Source organism: Oerskovia sp. NPDC057915 (assembly GCF_042887685.1).
Classification (GTDB): Bacteria; Actinomycetota; Actinomycetes; order Actinomycetales; family Cellulomonadaceae; genus Oerskovia.
Genome location: NZ_JBHVOS010000018.1, coordinates 92,340 through 109,153, shown reverse-complemented (window position 1 = coordinate 109,153; position 16,814 = coordinate 92,340). Strand labels below are relative to the sequence as shown.

The 16,814-nt window shown below is 74.0% G+C and carries 15 protein-coding genes; 5 read left to right on the top strand and 10 right to left on the bottom strand.

The window, feature by feature from the left end:
- Positions 1 to 174 precede the first annotated feature (174 nt).
- The 3 genes from ACFVQ3_RS13440 (at position 175) to ACFVQ3_RS13430 (ending at position 2,334) form a co-directional block, all read left to right on the top strand.
- Positions 175 to 1,125: an SPFH domain-containing protein gene (locus ACFVQ3_RS13440; protein ID WP_387639800.1), complete on the top strand. Its 951-nt coding sequence runs from the start codon at positions 175 to 177 to the stop codon at positions 1,123 to 1,125.
- Positions 1,122 to 1,526: a hypothetical protein gene (locus ACFVQ3_RS13435; RefSeq protein ID WP_387639798.1), complete on the top strand. Its 405-nt coding sequence runs from the start codon at positions 1,122 to 1,124 to the stop codon at positions 1,524 to 1,526. The genes ACFVQ3_RS13440 and ACFVQ3_RS13435 overlap by 4 nt, the downstream gene beginning before the upstream one ends.
- Positions 1,527 to 1,794: 268 nt before the next feature.
- Positions 1,795 to 2,334 (top strand): hypothetical protein, encoded by a 540-nt coding sequence (locus ACFVQ3_RS13430; protein ID WP_387639796.1) that lies wholly within the window; start codon positions 1,795 to 1,797, stop codon positions 2,332 to 2,334.
- 106 nt (positions 2,335 to 2,440) lie between these two features.
- On the opposite strand, the gene ACFVQ3_RS13425 is transcribed toward ACFVQ3_RS13430, so the two are convergent.
- The 3 genes from ACFVQ3_RS13425 to ACFVQ3_RS13415 all read right to left on the bottom strand — a co-directional run bounded on the left by ACFVQ3_RS13425 (position 2,441) and on the right by ACFVQ3_RS13415 (position 5,985).
- Positions 2,441 to 5,110, bottom strand: coding sequence for a heavy metal translocating P-type ATPase (locus ACFVQ3_RS13425; protein WP_387639793.1), 2,670 nt, complete (start codon positions 5,108 to 5,110; stop codon positions 2,441 to 2,443).
- Positions 5,111 to 5,249: 139 nt separating this feature from the next.
- Entirely contained in the window at positions 5,250 to 5,618 is a 369-nt protein-coding gene (locus tag ACFVQ3_RS13420; RefSeq protein ID WP_191797546.1) for a heavy-metal-associated domain-containing protein, read from the bottom strand.
- 25 nt (positions 5,619 to 5,643) lie between these two features.
- Complete coding sequence (locus ACFVQ3_RS13415; RefSeq protein ID WP_387639790.1) at positions 5,644 to 5,985, bottom strand: metal-sensitive transcriptional regulator; 342 nt, start codon at positions 5,983 to 5,985, stop codon at positions 5,644 to 5,646.
- 225 nt (positions 5,986 to 6,210) lie between these two features.
- On the opposite strand from ACFVQ3_RS13415, the gene ACFVQ3_RS13410 reads away from it, so the two are divergent.
- Positions 6,211 to 6,798, top strand: a complete 588-nt coding sequence (locus tag ACFVQ3_RS13410) for an HdeD family acid-resistance protein (protein WP_387639788.1) — start codon at positions 6,211 to 6,213, stop codon at positions 6,796 to 6,798.
- Positions 6,799 to 6,941: 143 nt separating this feature from the next.
- On the opposite strand, the gene hemL is transcribed toward ACFVQ3_RS13410, so the two are convergent.
- The 6 genes from hemL to hemE form a co-directional block, all read right to left on the bottom strand.
- Positions 6,942 to 8,312, bottom strand: coding sequence for a glutamate-1-semialdehyde 2,1-aminomutase (hemL, locus tag ACFVQ3_RS13405; RefSeq protein ID WP_387639811.1), 1,371 nt, complete (start codon positions 8,310 to 8,312; stop codon positions 6,942 to 6,944).
- A gap of 5 nt (positions 8,313 to 8,317) precedes the next feature.
- Positions 8,318 to 9,280, bottom strand: coding sequence for a porphobilinogen synthase (gene hemB / locus ACFVQ3_RS13400; RefSeq protein WP_387639808.1), 963 nt, complete (start codon positions 9,278 to 9,280; stop codon positions 8,318 to 8,320).
- Positions 9,281 to 9,312: 32 nt separating this feature from the next.
- Positions 9,313 to 10,380, bottom strand: coding sequence for a uroporphyrinogen-III synthase (locus ACFVQ3_RS13395; protein ID WP_387639785.1), 1,068 nt, complete (start codon positions 10,378 to 10,380; stop codon positions 9,313 to 9,315).
- The gene (hemC, locus tag ACFVQ3_RS13390; protein ID WP_387639782.1) at positions 10,380 to 11,612 is read right to left on the bottom strand and encodes a hydroxymethylbilane synthase; all 1,233 of its coding nucleotides are present in this window, start codon (positions 11,610 to 11,612) and stop codon (positions 10,380 to 10,382) included. Before hemC ends, ACFVQ3_RS13395 begins: the two co-directional genes overlap by 1 nt.
- Before the next feature lie 164 nt (positions 11,613 to 11,776).
- On the bottom strand, positions 11,777 to 13,342 hold the full coding sequence (locus ACFVQ3_RS13385; RefSeq protein ID WP_387639780.1) for a protoporphyrinogen/coproporphyrinogen oxidase: 1,566 nt from the start codon (positions 13,340 to 13,342) through the stop codon (positions 11,777 to 11,779).
- 54 nt (positions 13,343 to 13,396) lie between these two features.
- A complete protein-coding gene (hemE, locus tag ACFVQ3_RS13380) occupies positions 13,397 to 14,506 on the bottom strand; it encodes a uroporphyrinogen decarboxylase (protein WP_387639777.1) in 1,110 nt (369 codons plus the stop codon).
- Between the two features lie 49 nt (positions 14,507 to 14,555).
- Between hemE and ACFVQ3_RS13375 the strand changes: the two genes are divergently transcribed.
- Positions 14,556 to 16,184 (top strand): glutamyl-tRNA reductase, encoded by a 1,629-nt coding sequence (locus tag ACFVQ3_RS13375; protein WP_387639775.1) that lies wholly within the window; start codon positions 14,556 to 14,558, stop codon positions 16,182 to 16,184.
- 169 nt (positions 16,185 to 16,353) lie between these two features.
- On the opposite strand, the gene ACFVQ3_RS13370 is transcribed toward ACFVQ3_RS13375, so the two are convergent.
- Positions 16,354 to 16,782 (bottom strand): NUDIX domain-containing protein, encoded by a 429-nt coding sequence (locus ACFVQ3_RS13370; RefSeq protein WP_387639772.1) that lies wholly within the window; start codon positions 16,780 to 16,782, stop codon positions 16,354 to 16,356.
- Between the last annotated feature and the right edge of the window lie 32 nt (positions 16,783 to 16,814).

Genomic DNA, 16,814 nt, shown 5'->3' with positions numbered 1-16,814 from the left:
GTTGTCGTCCGGATCCGGCGGATTCGCGACGCCAACCGCATGCTCGGGCAGCGGCAACCGCATGTTCGGCACCGTCGGCGCTGCGGCCCCGGCTTCCGTCCGCCGTCGCTAATGTGATATCACTTTGCTAAATGCGGGGCGTCCGGCACCCGTGAGCGACGAGAGGAACACCTCATGAGCGACACCACCGTCCCCCCGCAGGAGTCCGTGGGCGGCGAGCCGATCGGCCGGCCCGTCGGGCACGACGGGACGCGCGTCGACGTGACCGAGCAGCCCGCGTGGTCGCTCGGCGCCGGTGGAGGTGGTCTCGCGATCCTCCTCGTCCTCGTCCTCCTCGGCGGGTCGGTCCCCCTGTTCATGACCAGCACCCCGGTCGGCACCCTGCTCGGCGTGGTCGCGATCGTGCTCGGCATCCTCGCGCTCACCGCCGTCAAGGTCATCAACCCGGGGCAGACGCTCGTCGTCCAGTTCTTCGGCCGGTACCTCGGGACGATCCGCCGCACCGGGCTCGTCGCCACCGTGCCGCTCTCGACGCGCAAGCGCGTGTCCGTCCGCGTCCGCAACTTCGAGACGAGCGAGCTCAAGGTCAACGACGCCGACGGCAACCCGATCAACATCGCCGCGATCGTCGTGTGGCAGGTGGCCGACACCGCGAAGGCGAGCTTCGCCGTCGAGGACTACACCGACTTCGTCCGCGTCCAGGCCGAGTCGGCGCTGCGCCACGTGGCCATGTCCCACCCGTACGACGACGCCGAGGCCGGCGAGCAGTCGCTGCGCGGCGCGACGGAGGTCGTGTCGGCGGAGATCGCCACGGAGGTCGCCGCACGCGTCGTCGTGGCGGGCGTCGAGGTCATCGAGGCCCGCATCTCCAACCTCGCGTACGCGCCCGAGATCGCGCAGGCCATGCTCCAGCGCCAGCAGGCCGGGGCGATCATCGCGGCCCGGTCGAGGATCGTCGAGGGCGCCGTGTCGATGGTCGAGGACGCCCTCCAGCGCCTCGAGGCCGAGTCGATCGTCACGCTCGACGACGAGCGCCGCGCCGCCATGGTGTCGAACCTCCTCGTCGTGCTGTGCAGCGACAGCCGCGCGACCCCCGTCGTCAACGCCGGGTCGCTCTACTCGTGACCCCCGAGGTCCCGGCGCCCGCCCCCGGCGGGTCGCCGGGTGAGGGCGCTCAGGGGCCCGACGGCGGAGCGGCGGTCGGGCGCGAGGGTGCGCCGGGTGTGGGTGGGCCCGACGGCGGAGCGGCGGTCGGGCGCGAGGGTGCGCCGGGTGTGGGTGGGCCCGACGGCGGCGCGGACGCCGGGCGCGAGGGTGCCCCGCGCCGTCCCCGGACCGAGCGGAAGCAGGTCCTGCTACGGCTCGACCCTGCGGTGCACGACGCGCTCGCGCGCTGGGCGTCGGACGAGCTGCGGAGCGTCAACGCGCAGATCGACATGGTGCTGCGCCGGGCCCTCGACGCCGAAGGCCGGCTGCCACGCGACGTTCGCCCGCCACGTCGTCCAGGGCGGCCACCCGCAGAGTGACCACCCGCAGCGTGACCGCTCGTGCGGTGACGCCCCCGGGGCTCTCGGTGCCGAGCACGAGGTTGCGGTCGTTATCCGGTGGATTGCGACCGCAACCTCGTGCTCGACTGCGCGGAACCTCGTGCTCGCCAGCGTGAGCGACCGCAGACCGGGCGAGGGATCTCCGGTGTCAACCGGTGGGCAGTTCTCCCCGTTGAGCCTTCGGGGGCACGACTACTAGGGTTCCCAGGCGGTGGTCGACGGACTGCCACGACGAGAGGTGGTTCCCGTGGCGTGGTGGGAGGACGAGAAGCCGAGCCTGGCCGACCAGCTCGCTGACACGAGCCGGCCGACGAGCCCGGCCTCGCGGTACACGACGGATCACTCGCGCAGCTGGGCGACGCTGCCGCTGTGGCTGCTGCTCGGGTCGGTCGTCACGGTCGTGGGCGCTGCCGTGCTCTGGTCCGCGCAGTCGGTGGTGACGGTCTGCCTCGGTGTGACGGTCCTGGCCCTCGGCCTGTTCTACCTGAGCCAGTACGGGGTCCTGGCCTTCTACACCCTGCAGGTCGGTCGGCTGAGGGAACGGCGGACGGCTGCGGCCCTGGCGCACGAGCCCCCTCCGGCCCTGACCGACCACGACGTCCGCCAGTTCCACGTCCCCGTCCGTCCGTCCTTCGCCGGTCCTGCCCGTCTGGGACTCCTGGACCCGGGGGAGGGGCCGACACCTCCGGCGATGCGCGTCGCCCGGATCGTCGGCGGGTCCTGCACGGCGGTCTTCATGGTGGGGGCGGTCGTGACGATCCTGGTCGGTTGGGCGTCGCGGTCCTGACGCCCGGACCCTCCGCCTTCCCTCTCCGGTGCCGAGAACGAGGTTGAGGTCGTCATCGTGACGATGACGACCTCAACCTCGTTCTCGACAGCGCGGAACCTCGGGTTCAGCCCGCCCGGCGCAGGCGCAGCGAGTTGCCGACGACCAGGACCGAGCTCATGGCCATCGCCGCCCCCGCGATCATCGGGTTGAGCAGCCCGGCGGCGGCGAGCGGGATCGCGGCCACGTTGTAGGCGAACGCCCAGAACAGGTTCTGCTTGATGACGCGCAGCGTCTGGCGCGAGAGCCGGATCGCCGTCGCGGTCGAGCGCAGGTCGCCGCGGACCAGGGTGATGTCGCTCGCCTCGATCGCGACGTCCGTGCCCGTGCCCATGGCCAGTCCGAGGTCGGCCCCGGCGAGGGCGGCGGCGTCGTTCACGCCGTCCCCGACCATCGCCACGACGCGACCCTCGGCGCGCAGGCGAGCGACGACGTCGACCTTGTCCTGCGGCAGGACCTGCGCGATCACGTCCTCGTCCGCGATGCCGACCTGCCGGGCCGCGACGCGAGCGGCGCCCGCGTTGTCGCCCGTGAGGAGCAGGGGGCGCAGCCCGAGCGCGCGAAGCTCGGTCACGGCCTGGGCCGAGGTCTCCTTGACGGGGTCGCGCAGGACGAGGACGCCCTGGGCCGTGCCGTTCCAGGCGACGACGACGGCGGTCGCGCCCGTGGCCTCGGCCTCGTCGAACGCGCGGCGCAGGTCGGTCCCGCTCGTGGAGTCGCCCGACACGTCGAACGAGACACCCTGCTCGGCGAGCCACGTCGGTCGCCCGACCAGGACCCGCTGCGCGTTGAGGGCACCGTCGGGGGAGAGCCCCGAGTGCGCGGTGCGGACCAGGCCGCTGACCCCGCCGCCGGGAGAGCTCACGAAGTCGAAGACCTGCGCGGAGCCGATGACGACGCCGTCGGCGCCGGTCTCGACGCCTCCCGCAACCGGGTCGTCAGGACGAGCGTGACCCGCGGTGCTCGCTGGTTCTGGCGCGTCCGCCCCGGAGAGCTGCGTCGCGGCCGCCGCGATCGCCTGCGCGATGGGGTGCTCGCTCAGTCCCTCCACCGCACCGGCGAGACGCAGGGCGTGGTGCGCGGCGCCGTCGGGCCCGTGCGTCGGTGACGTCAGGTCCAGCGCGGCCTCGCGCGTGACCACGCGCTCCAGGGCCATGCGGCCCTGCGTGACGGTGCCGGTCTTGTCGAGGACGATCGTGTCGACCCGGCGCGTGGACTCCAGGACCTCGGGGCCCTTGATGAGGATGCCGAGCTGGGCGCCGCGTCCCGTGCCGACGAGCAGGGCGGTCGGCGTCGCGAGCCCCAGCGCGCACGGGCACGCGATGATCAGCACGGCCACGGCCGCCGTGAACGCGAACTGCGTGCTCGCACCAGCGAGCAGCCAGCCGCCCAGCGTGAGCACGGCCAGGACCAGCACGATCGGCACGAACACCGCCGAGATCCGGTCCGCGAGGCGCTGCACGGGAGCCTTGCCCGTCTGCGCCTGGCTCACGAGGCGCCCGACCTGCGCGAGCGTCGTCTCCTCGCCCACGCGCGTCGCACGCACGAGCAGGTGGCCCGAGGTGTTGACGGTCGCGCCGGTGACGTCGTCGCCCGGCGTCACGTCGACCGGGACGGGCTCGCCCGTCAGGAGCGAGGTGTCGACGGCGGAGCTGCCCTCGACCACGACGCCGTCCGTCGCGACCTTCTCGCCCGGGCGGACCGTGAACAGGTCGCCCTCGCGCAGGGCCGAGGCGGGGACGCGCTCGGTCACGCGCTGACCGTCGGGGCCGGTCGTGACGCGCTCGGCGTCCTTGGCGCCCATCGCGAGGAGCGAGCGCAGCGCGTCGCCCGCCTTGCGGCGCGAGCGGTGCTCGGACCAGCGGCCCGCGAGGAGGAACGTCGTGACGACGGCCGCGACCTCGAAGTAGAGCTCGGGCATCGAGCCGTGCGCGCGCGAGGGCAGCAGCGACACCGACATGCGCATCCCGATCTCGCCCGCACCGCCCAGCAGCAGCGCCCACAGCGACCACAGGGTCGCGGCGATCACGCCGATCGACACGAGGGTGTCCATGGTCGACGCGCCGTGGCGGGCCGCGCGGAACGCGGCGGTGTGGAACGGCCAGGCGCCCCACGTCACGACCGGCAGCGCGAGCGCCGTGACGACCCACTGCCAGCCCGGGAACTGCAGGGCCGGGACCATCGACAGCAGCACGACCGGCAGCGTGAGGACGGCGGCGACCTTGAGGCGGCGCCCGAGGTCGGCGCCGCGGTCGCGCGTGGGCGCGGAGGTGTCGGTGGATGCGGGCTCCGCGGCCTCGGCCTCGGCCGCTTCCCCGGCTGTCGCCGGGTCGCCCGCCACCGCGGGGTCGGCAGGAGCCGCCGGCTCGTCAGGACCGGCGTGAGCCCGGGGGCTCGCCGGTTCTGACACGGCGGCGGCCGACGGCGCCGACGCGGCGTCCGTCGACGCGGCGTCCGTCGACGCAGCAGCCGTGGACGCCACTGCGCGGCGGCGTCCCGTGACCCGCGCCTGGTACCCGGCCTTCTCGACGGCGGCGACGAGCTCGGCGTCCGTGACCCCGTCGGGCAGGACGACGTGCGCGCTCTCGAGCGGCAGGTTGACGGTCGCCTCGACGCCGTCGACGCGGTTGAGCCGCTTCTCGACGCGCGCGACGCACGAGGCGCAGGTCATGCCCTCGATCGCGAGGTCGACCTCGACGAGGGGTGTGTCGGCGGTCAGGTCGGTGGGGGTGGTCATGTGTGCTCCTCGGGGGCGCGACGGCGGAGCGCGGGCGGGGTGTCCGGCTGGCGCTCCGTCGTCGGGCAGGGGGTGTCGGAACGAGCGTGACGCACAGGCCTCGCTGGTTCCGACGACCCCCGGGGTGGTGCGGGGTGGGTCAGGCCTGCGGGACCTGGAGGTCGTACGTCTTCTGGGCGGGCGCGGCGTCCGCTGCCGAGTCCGTGCCGCAGCCGCAGCCGCAGTTGTGCGCCTTGCGGTCGGCGGCCTGCTCGGCCGACTGGGCGGCCTGGGCGTCGAGCTGGACCTCGTAGCTCACGACCTCGTAGCCGGCCTCGTCGACGGCCTCGCGCAGCGCCGCCTCGTCGAGGGGGTCGTCCGAGAAGACGGTGACCTCGGAGGCGCCGCCGACGTTCAGGTCGACGCTGATGTTCTCCACTCCGGGGACGGCGCCCACGTCCTTGGTGACGTGCGAGACGCAGTTGCCACAGGTCATGCCGGTGACGCCGAGGGTGGTGACGGTGCTCATGGTGCTCCTTGAGGGGGGTGGGGTGTCAGCTGCGGACGAGACGGGCGATGGCGTCGGACGCCTCGCGGACCTTGGCGGCGCCCTCGGCCTCGGAGGACCGGGCGGCGTCGACGACGCAGTGGCCGAGGTGGTCCTCGACGAGTCCGATGGACACCGCCTGGAGGGCCTTGGTCACCGCGGAGACCTGGGTGAGGATGTCGATGCAGTAGACGTCCTCGTCGATCATGCGGGCGATGCCGCGGACCTGGCCCTCGATGCGGCGCATGCGCTTGAGGTAGGCCTCCTTGTCGGAGGCGTACCCGTGGGGGCCGGTGTGGGCAGGGGCGGCACCCGGCTCGACCGGGTGCTGGGTGGTCGTGTCGCTCATGCTGGGCCTCCGTGATCGCTCGCTCGGATACCCCTACTGGGTACCAACCCTCAAAGGTACCCCCGCGGGGTATCTCTTTGTCAAGGGGGCGAAGGTCCCTCCGCGACGAATGCGCGGTTCGCCACGACATGCGGCCGTTTCGGGTGTTCGATGAGAGTCGAACAGCCCGCACGGACGGTGCTCCAGCGTTCCTGGCGGGACACGACACGACGTCAGGAGCCCACCATGACCACGCAGGACCCCATCCTCACAGCCTTCTCCACCACCGCCAAGCAGGTCTGGTACTGGCCGGTGGTCCGCGGCGTCGTCGCGATCCTCTTCGGCATCGTCGCGCTCGTGTGGCCAGAGATCACGGCCGTCGTCTTCATCTGGATCGTCGCGATCTTCACGCTCGTCGACGGCCTGTTCGAGATCGTCGAGGGCATCCGCCGCCGAGGGACGGGCGGCACGGCGGCCCTGGTCACGATCGGGCTCGTGAGCGTCGCCGTCGGCATCGTGCTGCTCGTGTGGCCCGGCAAGACCGCCGAGGTCCTCGTGTGGATCATCGGTCTGTGGGCCGTGATCCTCGGTCTCTTCCAGACCATCGCCAGCGTCGAGCTCCGCAAGGTCCCCGGCAGCGGCTGGGGCTGGGGCGTCTTCGCGGGTCTGCTCGCGCTCGTCTTCGGTGTCCTGGTCCTGTTCAACGTGGGCGCGGGCGTCGTGTCGATCGTGTGGATCCTCGCGGTCGTCGCCCTCGTCTGGGGCGTCGCGCTCATCGCGTTCGGCTTCCAGATCCGCAGCCTGGGCAAGAAGGTCGGGCAGATCAGCTACTGACCGCGCCGGAGCCGCCTGCCGAGCCGTTCACGACGGCACGGTCGGGCGTGAGGCGAGCGGCGCCGTCGGGCACGGGATGCCCGACGGCGCAGCTCGCCCCGCCGGGCACCGTGCCCCCTTCCGGTGGCGCGGCGAGCAGAGGCCTAGCGCTGGGCGCGCGCGGCGGCCCTGGCCCCCGCGGGCAGGGCCGCGAGGATGCGCTCGACCGCGACGTCGTCGTGCGCGGACGACACGAACCACGCCTCGAAGACCGACGGCGGCAGGTTGACCCCCGCGTCGAGCATCGCGTGGAAGAACGCCTTGTACCGAAACACGTCCTGCGCCTGGGCCTGGGCGTAGCTGCGCACCCCGGCCGCGGCGGCGAAGTCGCCGAACATGATCGAGAACAGGTTCCCCGAGCGCTGCAGGGCGTGCGGGACACCTTCGGCGGCCAGCGCCGCGCTCGCGGCGTCGCCCACGACCTGGGCGACGTGGTCGACGCGGGCGTACACGGCGTCGTCGGCCAGACGCAGCGTCGCGAGGCCCGCCGCGACCGCGACCGGGTTCCCTGACAGCGTGCCCGCCTGGTAGACCGGGCCGAGGGGCGCGAGCTGGTCCATGATCGCGGCCGGACCACCCAGCGCGGCGACGGGCATGCCGCCGCCGACGACCTTGCCGAACGTGAACAGGTCGGGCGTGTACCCGGGGACGGCGCCCGAGGCAGCACCCGACTCCAGGCCCCACCAGCCGCTCGGCCCCACGCGGAAGCCCGTGAGGACCTCGTCGAGGATCAGCAGCGCACCGTGCTGGGCCGTGATGCGGCGCAGGCCCTCGTTGAAGCCCGGCCTGGGCGGCACGATCCCCATGTTCGCCGGGGCCGCCTCGGTGATGACCGCGGCGATCTCCGAGCCGCGCTCGGTGAACGCGCGCTCGACGGCCTCGAGGTCGTTGTACGGCAGGACCAGGGTCTCGGCCGCGCTGGCCTCGGTCACGCCGGCCGACCCGGGCAGCGCGAGCGTCGCGACACCCGAGCCCGCCTCGGCGAGCAGCGCGTCGACGTGCCCGTGGTAGCAGCCCGCGAACTTCACGAGCAGGTTGCGGCCCGTGACGCCGCGCGCGAGGCGCACCGCGGTCATGGTCGCCTCGGTGCCCGTCGAGACGAGGCGCACGCGCTCGGCGGCAGGGACCCGACGGCGGACCTCCTCCGCGAGGTCGACCTCGCCCAGCGTCGGGGCGCCGAACGACAGGCCGCGCGCCGCGGCGTCCTGCACGGCCGCGACGACCGCGGGGTGCGCGTGGCCGAGCAGCGCGGGGCCCCACGAGCACACGAGGTCGACGTACTCGCGGCCCGTCACGTCGGTGACGTACGCGCCGCGCGCGCTCGCGATGAACCGCGGGTCGCCGCCGACCGAGCCGTAGGCCCGCACGGGCGAGTTCACGCCGCCCGGGATCGCGCCCTGGGCGCGCACGAACGCCTCGTGGTTGTCGTGGAGGGTGGTCGCGCGCAGCGGCGAACCGGTCGGGTGGATGGTCATCGGTGTCACCGAATCCATTCTGCGATCTCGAGGGCCCAGTAGGTCAGGACGATGTCGGCGCCCGCGCGCTTGATGCCGAGCACGGACTCCAGGACGGCGCCGCGCCGGTCGATCCAGCCGTTCGCGGCGGCCGCCTCGATCATCGCGTACTCGCCCGAGACCTGGTAGGCCGCCACGGGCACGTCGCTGCGCTCGGCCACGGCCGCGAGCACGTCGAGGTACGAGCCTGCGGGCTTGACCATGACCATGTCGGCGCCCTCGGCCAGGTCGAGGTCCGCCTCGCGCAGGCCCTCGCGGAAGTTCGCGGAGTCCATCTGGTAGGTGCGACGGTCGCCCTGGAGGGTCGAGTCGACGGCCTCGCGGAACGGACCGTAGAACGCGCTCGCGTACTTGGCGCTGTACGCCAGGATGCTCACTCCCGTGTGCCCGGCGTCGTCGAGGGCCTCGCGGATCACGGCGACCTGGCCGTCCATCATGCCCGACGGCGCCACGACCTCCGCGCCCGCCTCGGCCTGGGTCAGGGCCATCGAGGCGTAGCGGACGAGGGTCTCGTCGTTGTCGACGACCAGGTCGCCGTCCGGGCCGGCGGTCAGGACCCCGCAGTGGCCGTGGTCGGTGAACTCGTCGAGGCACAGGTCGGCCATGACGACGAGGGCGGGGCGGCCCGTGCCGGCAGCGGCGTCGCGGGATGCGTCCCGTGCGATGCGGATCGCGCGGTTGAGGATGCCGTCGGGGGCGTCGGCCTGCGAGCCGGTCGCGTCGCGGTGCGCGGGGATGCCGAACAGCATGACGCCCCCGATCCCGGCTGCGGTCGCCTGCGCGACGGCGGCCGCGAGGCTCTCCTCGGTGTGCTGCACGATGCCCGGCATGGAACCGAGCGGCCTGGGCTCGGTCAGGCCCTCCTTGACGAACAGGGGGAGCACGAGGTCGGCGGCGTGCAGCCGGGTCTCGGCGACGAGCCGGCGCATCTGCGGGGTCGATCGCAGGCGGCGGGGACGGATCACGGGAGGTTCCTGCCTTCTGTCGGGGATTCGCGGTCAGTACGAGCACGGCCCGGGCCGGGTGGTGCGGGCGAGGTCGCGGCGACGCGCAGCACCGCCTCGGCCAGGGCGTCGTCGGTCGCCTTCTCGGCGACCGCGTCGATCCGCAGCCCGACGGCGTGCGCAGCCTCCGTCGTCGGCTCGCCGATCGCGACGCCCGCGACGTGCGGGTCCGCGCCGAGCTGGGCCGCGACCTCGCGCGCGACGCTCCCCGAGGTCAGCACGACCACGTCGACCTCGCCCGCGCGCCACGCGTCCACGACCTCGGGGGAGAGCGGGTACGAGACGGTCCGGTACGCGGTCACGACGTGCGGTGCCCAGCCGCGGTCGCGCAGGCCGTCGGCCATGGTGGGCTTCGCGAGGTCTCCCTGCGGGACGAGGACACGCGGCGTCGCGCGGGTGGACCCGTCGGTCGGCGAGGCGTGCTCGGGGGCCTCGGCGAGCGCGTCGAACGCCGCGAGCAGCCCGCGCGCCGAGTTCACGCCCGCTTCGAGGTCAACCTGGATGCCCGCGGCCTCCAGCGCGCGACGTGTCGCCGGGCCGACGGCCGCCCACCTCGTGCCAGGACCAGCGTGTGCCCCGCTCCCCGTCCGTCCCGACAGGTCGGCGAGCGAGAGCCCCCGGCGTGCGGCGCTCGCCGTCAGCTCGTCGATCGCGTTGACGCTCGTGACCACGACCCACGCGAAGCTCGCGAGGTCCGCCACGGCGGCGTCCATCGCGGCGGTGTCCTCGATGGGCGCGCGTTCGATCGCGGGGCTCACGAGCACGGTCGCGCCCTGGGCGCGCAGCCGCGCCGCGAGGGGGGCGGCGCGCTCGGGGGAGCGCGGGAGGAGGACGGTGGTCCGGGCCAGCGGCCCGGCGTCGTCGGCGAGCCCGGCGTGGGCGACGCGCGCGCCGTCCTGCCCGACGGCGTCGCTCGCCGCGGTCGGCCGGGCGGAGGCCTCGGAGGTGCTGTCCGGGGCGGCCGTGGCCGGGCGCGCCGGTGGCAGGTCGCGTCCGCGCTGGGGGTCGCGCAGGCGTCCCGGCATCAGCGCTGCTCCGGGCCCACGGGGGCGTCGGTACCGCCGACCGTGGACCGGTCGTCGGGGTTCTCCGGGTCGGCGGCCTGGCCGTGCGCGTCCTCCCGGCCGGACGAGCCGTGCGCGTCCTCGGTGCGGCCGGTCGGTGCGGTGCCCGGGGCCCACAACGAGGCGGTGGATGTCCCGGGTCCTGCCGCGCGCAGCGGTGCGAGCTCGGCAGCACCGCCGGCCAGGAGCGCATCGGCGACCTGCACGCCCAGGCCACGGGCCAGGGCGTCGACCGCGTCGACCGCGTGGTCGCGGGCGACGCCGGTCGAGCCGGAGGCCCCGGTCTTGCCCGCAGCAGCCCCGCGCGTCGGCAGCACGACCCGTGCCGAGTGCGTGAGGACCTGTCCGCCGTCGAGCCGGGCGACGAGGGCGGAGAGCCGGATCTCGTCGTCCTCGACCACGGCGTGCGCTCCGACGGGTGCCGCGCAGCCTGCTTCGAGGCGCGCGAGGAGCGCGCGCTCGGCGAGGACCGCGAGGCGGGTCGGGAGGTGGTCGAGGCCCGCGACGACGTCGGCGAGGTCGAGCGGGCGGTCCGTGGCGCCGTCGGGCCGGAGGTCGAACGAGGACAGCGGCGAGAGGTCCGCCGTACGGACCTCGACGCCCAGCGCCCCCTGACCGGGGGCGGGAGCCATGACTCGCACGTCGATGACCTCGGAGACCGTGTCGAGGCGGCCGAGGCGCGAGAGCCCCGCGTAGGCGAGGACGACCGCGTCGAGGTCGGCGTCGGGGCCGAGCGCCCGGGCGAGGCGCGTGTCGACGTTCCCGCGGATGTCGAGCACGTCGAGGTCGGGGCGGACGGCGAGGAGCTGGGCCGCGCGGCGGGGAGACCCCGTGCCGACCTTCGCGCCGCGCGGCAGGGTCTCCAGGGTCCAGCCGTTGCGTGCGCACAGGACGTCGCGCGGGTTCTCCCGCTCGGGCGTCACGAGGGTCAGGCCCTCGGCCGCGCCGGTCGGGAGGTCCTTGAGCGAGTGGACGGCGACGTCGCAGCGGCCGTCGAGCAGGGCTTCACGGAGAGCGGTCACGAACACCCCGGTGCCGCCCATCTGGGCGAGCGAGCCGGTGCGGACGTCGCCCTCGGTGCGGATGCGCACGATCTCGACCGGCTGTCCGGTCAGGGTCTCGATGCGCCTCGCGACGAGACCCGTCTGGGTCGTCGCGAGGGCGCTGCCACGGGTTCCGACACGAATGCTCACGCTTCCAGTGTCCTCTGCCCGGCGGTGATGTCGAAATGCGCGCTCACCCGTCCGGTGCGGAATTCCGGGGAATTGTCCACCGAGTGACATCGACCTGACATGAAGTCAGGACGAAGAGACGAATTGTCAGCACGTCGGGAATTGTCGCCGACGCGAGAAATGCGTCAGAGCTGCTCGGCGGACTCCTGCGCATGCCCCACGATCGCCGCGAGCCCCGTGCCCGCGATCCACCCGCCCGTGACACCCAGGCCGTCGACGTGCGACACCCGCCCCACGAACGCCGCGACCTCGCGCCGGTACACCGGCGTGGGCGGCGGGAGCGACCCGTTCCACCGCGTCGACAGGTGCTCGCGCACCCTGCCCTCCAGGTCCACGCCCAGCAGCACCGACGCGTCACGGACCACCTGGTCGAGCGCCGGCTCGACCGTCTCCCCGATGCGCCCGTAGCTCAGGCGCACCACGTGGTTCCCCGGCCCGACGGCGTCCGTCACCCGGGCGGCCAGCCACGGCCACTTCGCGGTCGAGTGGGTCAGGGCCTTGGCCTGGACCGGGTCGTGCGCGCCCGCCCGGTGGTTCTCGTCGCGCGTCGACCACGTGCGCGGCTTCGGGGCGACGAGCAGGCCGCTCCCGCGCGGGGCCGCGTCGAGCGCGGGAGCCTCGAGCAGCAGGGTCACGAGCCGGATGTCGGCACCCGGCTCGGGGTCCGGGACAGGGTCGGCCGTCCGGCCCGCGAGCGGGGACACCAGGTCCACGACCGCAGGAGTGGTCACGAGCAGCCGCGGCGCCAGGAACGTCGCCGGTCCACCCGGGGTCTCGACCTGGACGGTCCAGCCCCCGTCCGCAGACCTGCCCAGGTCCACCACCTCGTGCCGCGTGAGCAGCACCCCGGCCGGACCGGCGCTGCCGGCCGGTGCGGCGCCGTCGGGCCCGTCGCTCGTCACGGCGAGCGTGAGCTCCTCGACCAGGCGGTGCATGCCGCCCTCGATGCCGCGCACCGCCGAGCCCGCCGGTGCCTGCGCGCGCATCGCGGCGACCGCGCGCGTCAACGAACCCTCCCGGGCGTAGGCCTCGCGCAGGCCCGGGGCGACCGCGTCGACGTCGAGCCGCTCGAGCGGCGCCGAGTGCACCCCCGCGGCGACCGGCGCCACCAGGCGCTCCGCGACACGACGCCCCAGGCGCGAGCGCGCGAACGTCTCGAGGTTCTCCTCGTCGACCCAGCGACGCGGCTTGACCCGGTCCAGCCCGGCCCGCAGCGCGCCCGGCCAACCGACCGCGCGCCGCACGTCGGCCGCGAACGGGTGGGCCGGGATGCCCATGATCCCGGCCTTGGGCAGGGGGAACGCCTGGCTCGCGGCATAGCCCCACGCGCTGACCGGGGCGGGCTCGACGACCATCAGCCCCAGGTCGCTCACCAGGTCGCCCACCGCGGAGCCGCGCGCCGCGAACGACTCGGCACCCACGTCGACGGACAGCCCCGTCGAGCCCAGCTTGTCGCCGTGCACGGGCCCGCCCGGGCGGTCGGCCGCCTCCAGGACGAGGACCCGCAGACCGCGACGGCGCAACGTGCGCGCGGCGGTCAGACCGGCGATGCCGGCGCCGACGACGACGGCGTCGAACGAGCCGTGGGACGAGGTGTCGGACGAGGCGCCGAACGCGCCGTGGGACGAGGCGTCGGACGTGGAGTCGGACGAGGAGGCAGGGCCGGACGACCCATCAGCAACGGGGTGCACACGTCAAGTGTGCCCCCGCCGCGAGGGTGTGTCAGACCGTGCGTGGCACCGAGGTCACACAGGTTCTGACACGTTCCGGACGGAATGGACGAGCTCGACCACGCGGGTCAGGACAGTCGGGTCCGTCTCGGGAGGCACACCGTGGCCCAGGTTCACGACATGCCCCGGAGCCGCACCCCCGCGACGCAGCACGTCGCGCACGTGCGCCTCGAGCACGGGCCACGGCGCCGCGAGCAGCGCAGGGTCGATGTTGCCCTGGACCGGCACGTAGCCACCGAGCACGGCCGCGGCCTCGTCGAGCGGCGTGCGGTAGTCGACACCCACGGTCGGGTGCGTCACGCCCGCCTCCGTGAGGGTGTCGCGCATGGCACCCAGCAGGTGCCCCGTGCCCGTCCCGAAGTGGATCGCCGGCACACCCAGGTCGCTGACCTGCGACAACGCGACCGTGCTGCCCGGCTTGGCGCCCGCTAGATAGTCCTCCAGGGACAGGCTGCCTGCCCACGAGTCGAACAGCTGGGCCGCGCTGGCGCCCGCGAGGACCTGCGCGCGCAGGAACGCGCCCGTGATCCGCGCCGTCCACGCCGTGAGCCTCGCCCACGACTCAGGGTCCGCGTGCATCATCGTGCGCGCCGCGAGATGGTCGCGCGACGGACGCCCCTCGACCAGGTACGCCGCGAGCGTGAACGGCGCCCCCGCGAACCCGATGAGCGGCGTCGACCCGAGCGCCGCGACCGTGAGCGCGACCGCTTCCGTCACGGGCGCGAGCGACTCCGCGGTGAGCTCGTGCTCGACGAGGCGCGCGACGTCGTCGGGCGTCCGGAACGCCTGGCCCATGACCGGGCCGACCCCCGGGACGATGTCCACCTCGACCCCCGCGAGCTTGAGCGGGATCACGATGTCCGAGAAGAAGATCCCCGCGTCCACGCCGTGCCGGCGCACCGGCTGGAGCGTGATCTCGCTCGCCATGTCCGGGCGCAGGCACGAGTCCAGCATGCCGACGCCCTGACGCAGCTCGCGGTACTCGGGCAGCGACCTCCCGGCCTGCCGCATGAACCACACGGGAGTGGTCTCCGGGCGCTCGCCGCGCAATGCACGCACGAGCGGAGAATTCGTCGTCCGACCGTCGACGAGAGGGTGGTTGTCGGAAAGCGCGGTGAACGTCACAAGAACCGATTCTGCCTTGTGCCCGACGCGGTGATTGAATCGGAGCACTGTGGTTCTCCTGTCGATGACTGCAAGTCACCACGAGCTGGACATGTCCACCCTCGAGCTCCTGTCCACCGGGGCCGGGTCGGTCGGGCGTGCGGCCGTCGCGACCTGCGAAGCGATCACCGGTGCCGTCGTCGTCTCGACGTGCAACCGGTTCGAGGTGTACCTGGACGTCGAGTCGCCCGTCGACGGCTGGGGCGTCCAGCACGCGTCACGGGAGGTCGCCCGCCTCGTGGCAAGCGCGTCGGGCGTCACGGAGGACGTCGCCGTCCGCGCGTTCTCCACCCGCACCGGGCCCGACGTCGCCGCCCACCTCTTCGAGGTCGCCGCCGGCCTCGACTCGATGGTCGTGGGCGAACGGGAGATCGCCGGGCAGGTCAAGCGCGCCCTCGAGGAAGCACGCGAAGGCGGCGTCACGTCGTCCACGCTCGAGCTCCTCTTCCAGACCGCGTCGCGGACCTCCAAGAAGATCAGCAACGAGACGACGCTCGGGGGCAACGGCCGGTCGGTCGTCTCCCTCGGGCTCGACCTCGCGAGCGCCGAGCTGCCGCCGTGGCGCCAGGTCCGCGCCGTCCTCATCGGCACCGGGTCGTACGCCGGGGCCTCGCTCGCGGCCCTGCGGGCCCGCGGCTGCGACGACGTGCGCGTCTACTCGGGGTCCGGACGCGCCGAGCAGTTCGCGGCCGACCGGGGCGTCGAAGCCGTGACGGACCTCGTGGAGGCTCTCCAGGACGCCGACCTCGTCGTGTCGTGCAGCGGGGCGCGGGGGCGGGCGCTGGGTGCTGGTGCTGGTGCTGGTGCTGGTGTGGGTGCTGCTGCTGCTGCTGGGACTGGTGCTGGTGCTTTGGATGCTGGGACTGGGACTGGGACTGGGACTGGGACCGGTGCCGGTGCCGGTGCCGGTGCCGGTGCGCCGAGGGTGACCGTGCTGGGGGCCGAGGGTGACGCTCCGGTCGCCGGGGGTGACGCGCTGCTCGCCGGGGGTGACGCGCTCGTCGCCGGGGGTGACGCGCTACCCGCCGAGGGTGACGCGTTCGTCGGTGGCGGTGACGCGCTGGGCCACGTGCTCGACGCCGCCGCGGTCGTCCGCGCCCGGTCCCGCGCCGCGGAGGCGGCCGGCGACGAAGCACCGCACCGACCCATGGTCGTCCTCGACCTGGCGCTGCACCGCGACGTGGACCCGCGGGTCGCGGACCTCGACGGCGTCCTGCTCTACGACCTGGCCTCCCTCAAGGCGCACTCGCCCGCCCTGGGATCGCTCGTCGTCGGGCAGGCGCGAACGATCGTGGACCGTGCGACGCAGGACTTCGAGGAGACCCGGCTGGGCCGCGCGGCCGACACGGCCGTCGTCGCGCTGCTCGACGACGCCGACCGGCGCATCGCGGCCGAGGTCGCCGAACGAGCGGCCGAACGACGGGCCGCGGGCGGCGAGGTCGACGACGCCGACACCGAGGCGCTCACCCGCTCCGTCCGGCGACGCGTGCACGCCGAGCTGCACGACGCGATCGTCGCCGCCCGGGCGTCGGCGCTGGCCATCGCTCGCGACGAGGCCTCGGCCGTGGTGGCCGACGCCGAGGCAGCGATCCTGGGCGCTGACGTGTCAGACCGCGACGAGGTGTGCGCCGGCCGCTGACCCGGTCCGGCCCTCGGCGCCGAGCATGCGATTGGCGTCGTGATCGGGCCAGATCCGGACGCTGACCGCATGCTCGGCGAACGACAACCGCATGGTCGGCCGGCGGCTCCGCACGGAGGGGCCACGTGGCGGCACCGCGTGACTCGTCGACGTGGCCGGCCCGCAGGGATCAGGCCGCGAGCTCTCCGGTCGCCGCCAGACGTTCCAGGACGATCCGACCCGCGGGAGGCACCCGGTGCGCGTCCTGCACGCCGACCCAGGTGAGCTCGCCGACCTCGGCACGAGGGGCCGGCTCGGGGGACCCCGGCAGCGGCTCGGCGTAGAGGCAGTGCATGCGCACGAGCCGACCGCCCAGGCCATGACCGGGCGCCTCGGCAACGAACCCCGACCTCACCGTGGCCGGGTCGAGAAGCACCCCGAGCTCCTCCTCGATCTCCCGGACCAGGGCCTGCTCGTCGCTCTCGCCCGCATCGAGCTTGCCGCCCGGCATGAAGAACAGGTCGTTGTCACGGCTGCGGACGACGAGCAGCCGCCCGTCGACGACATGGATCCAGCCGACGGTCTTCAGGGGTTCCGCGAGGGGAGAGGGGGAGGTCACGGAGATCATCCTGTCATTCGGTGCGTCACCCT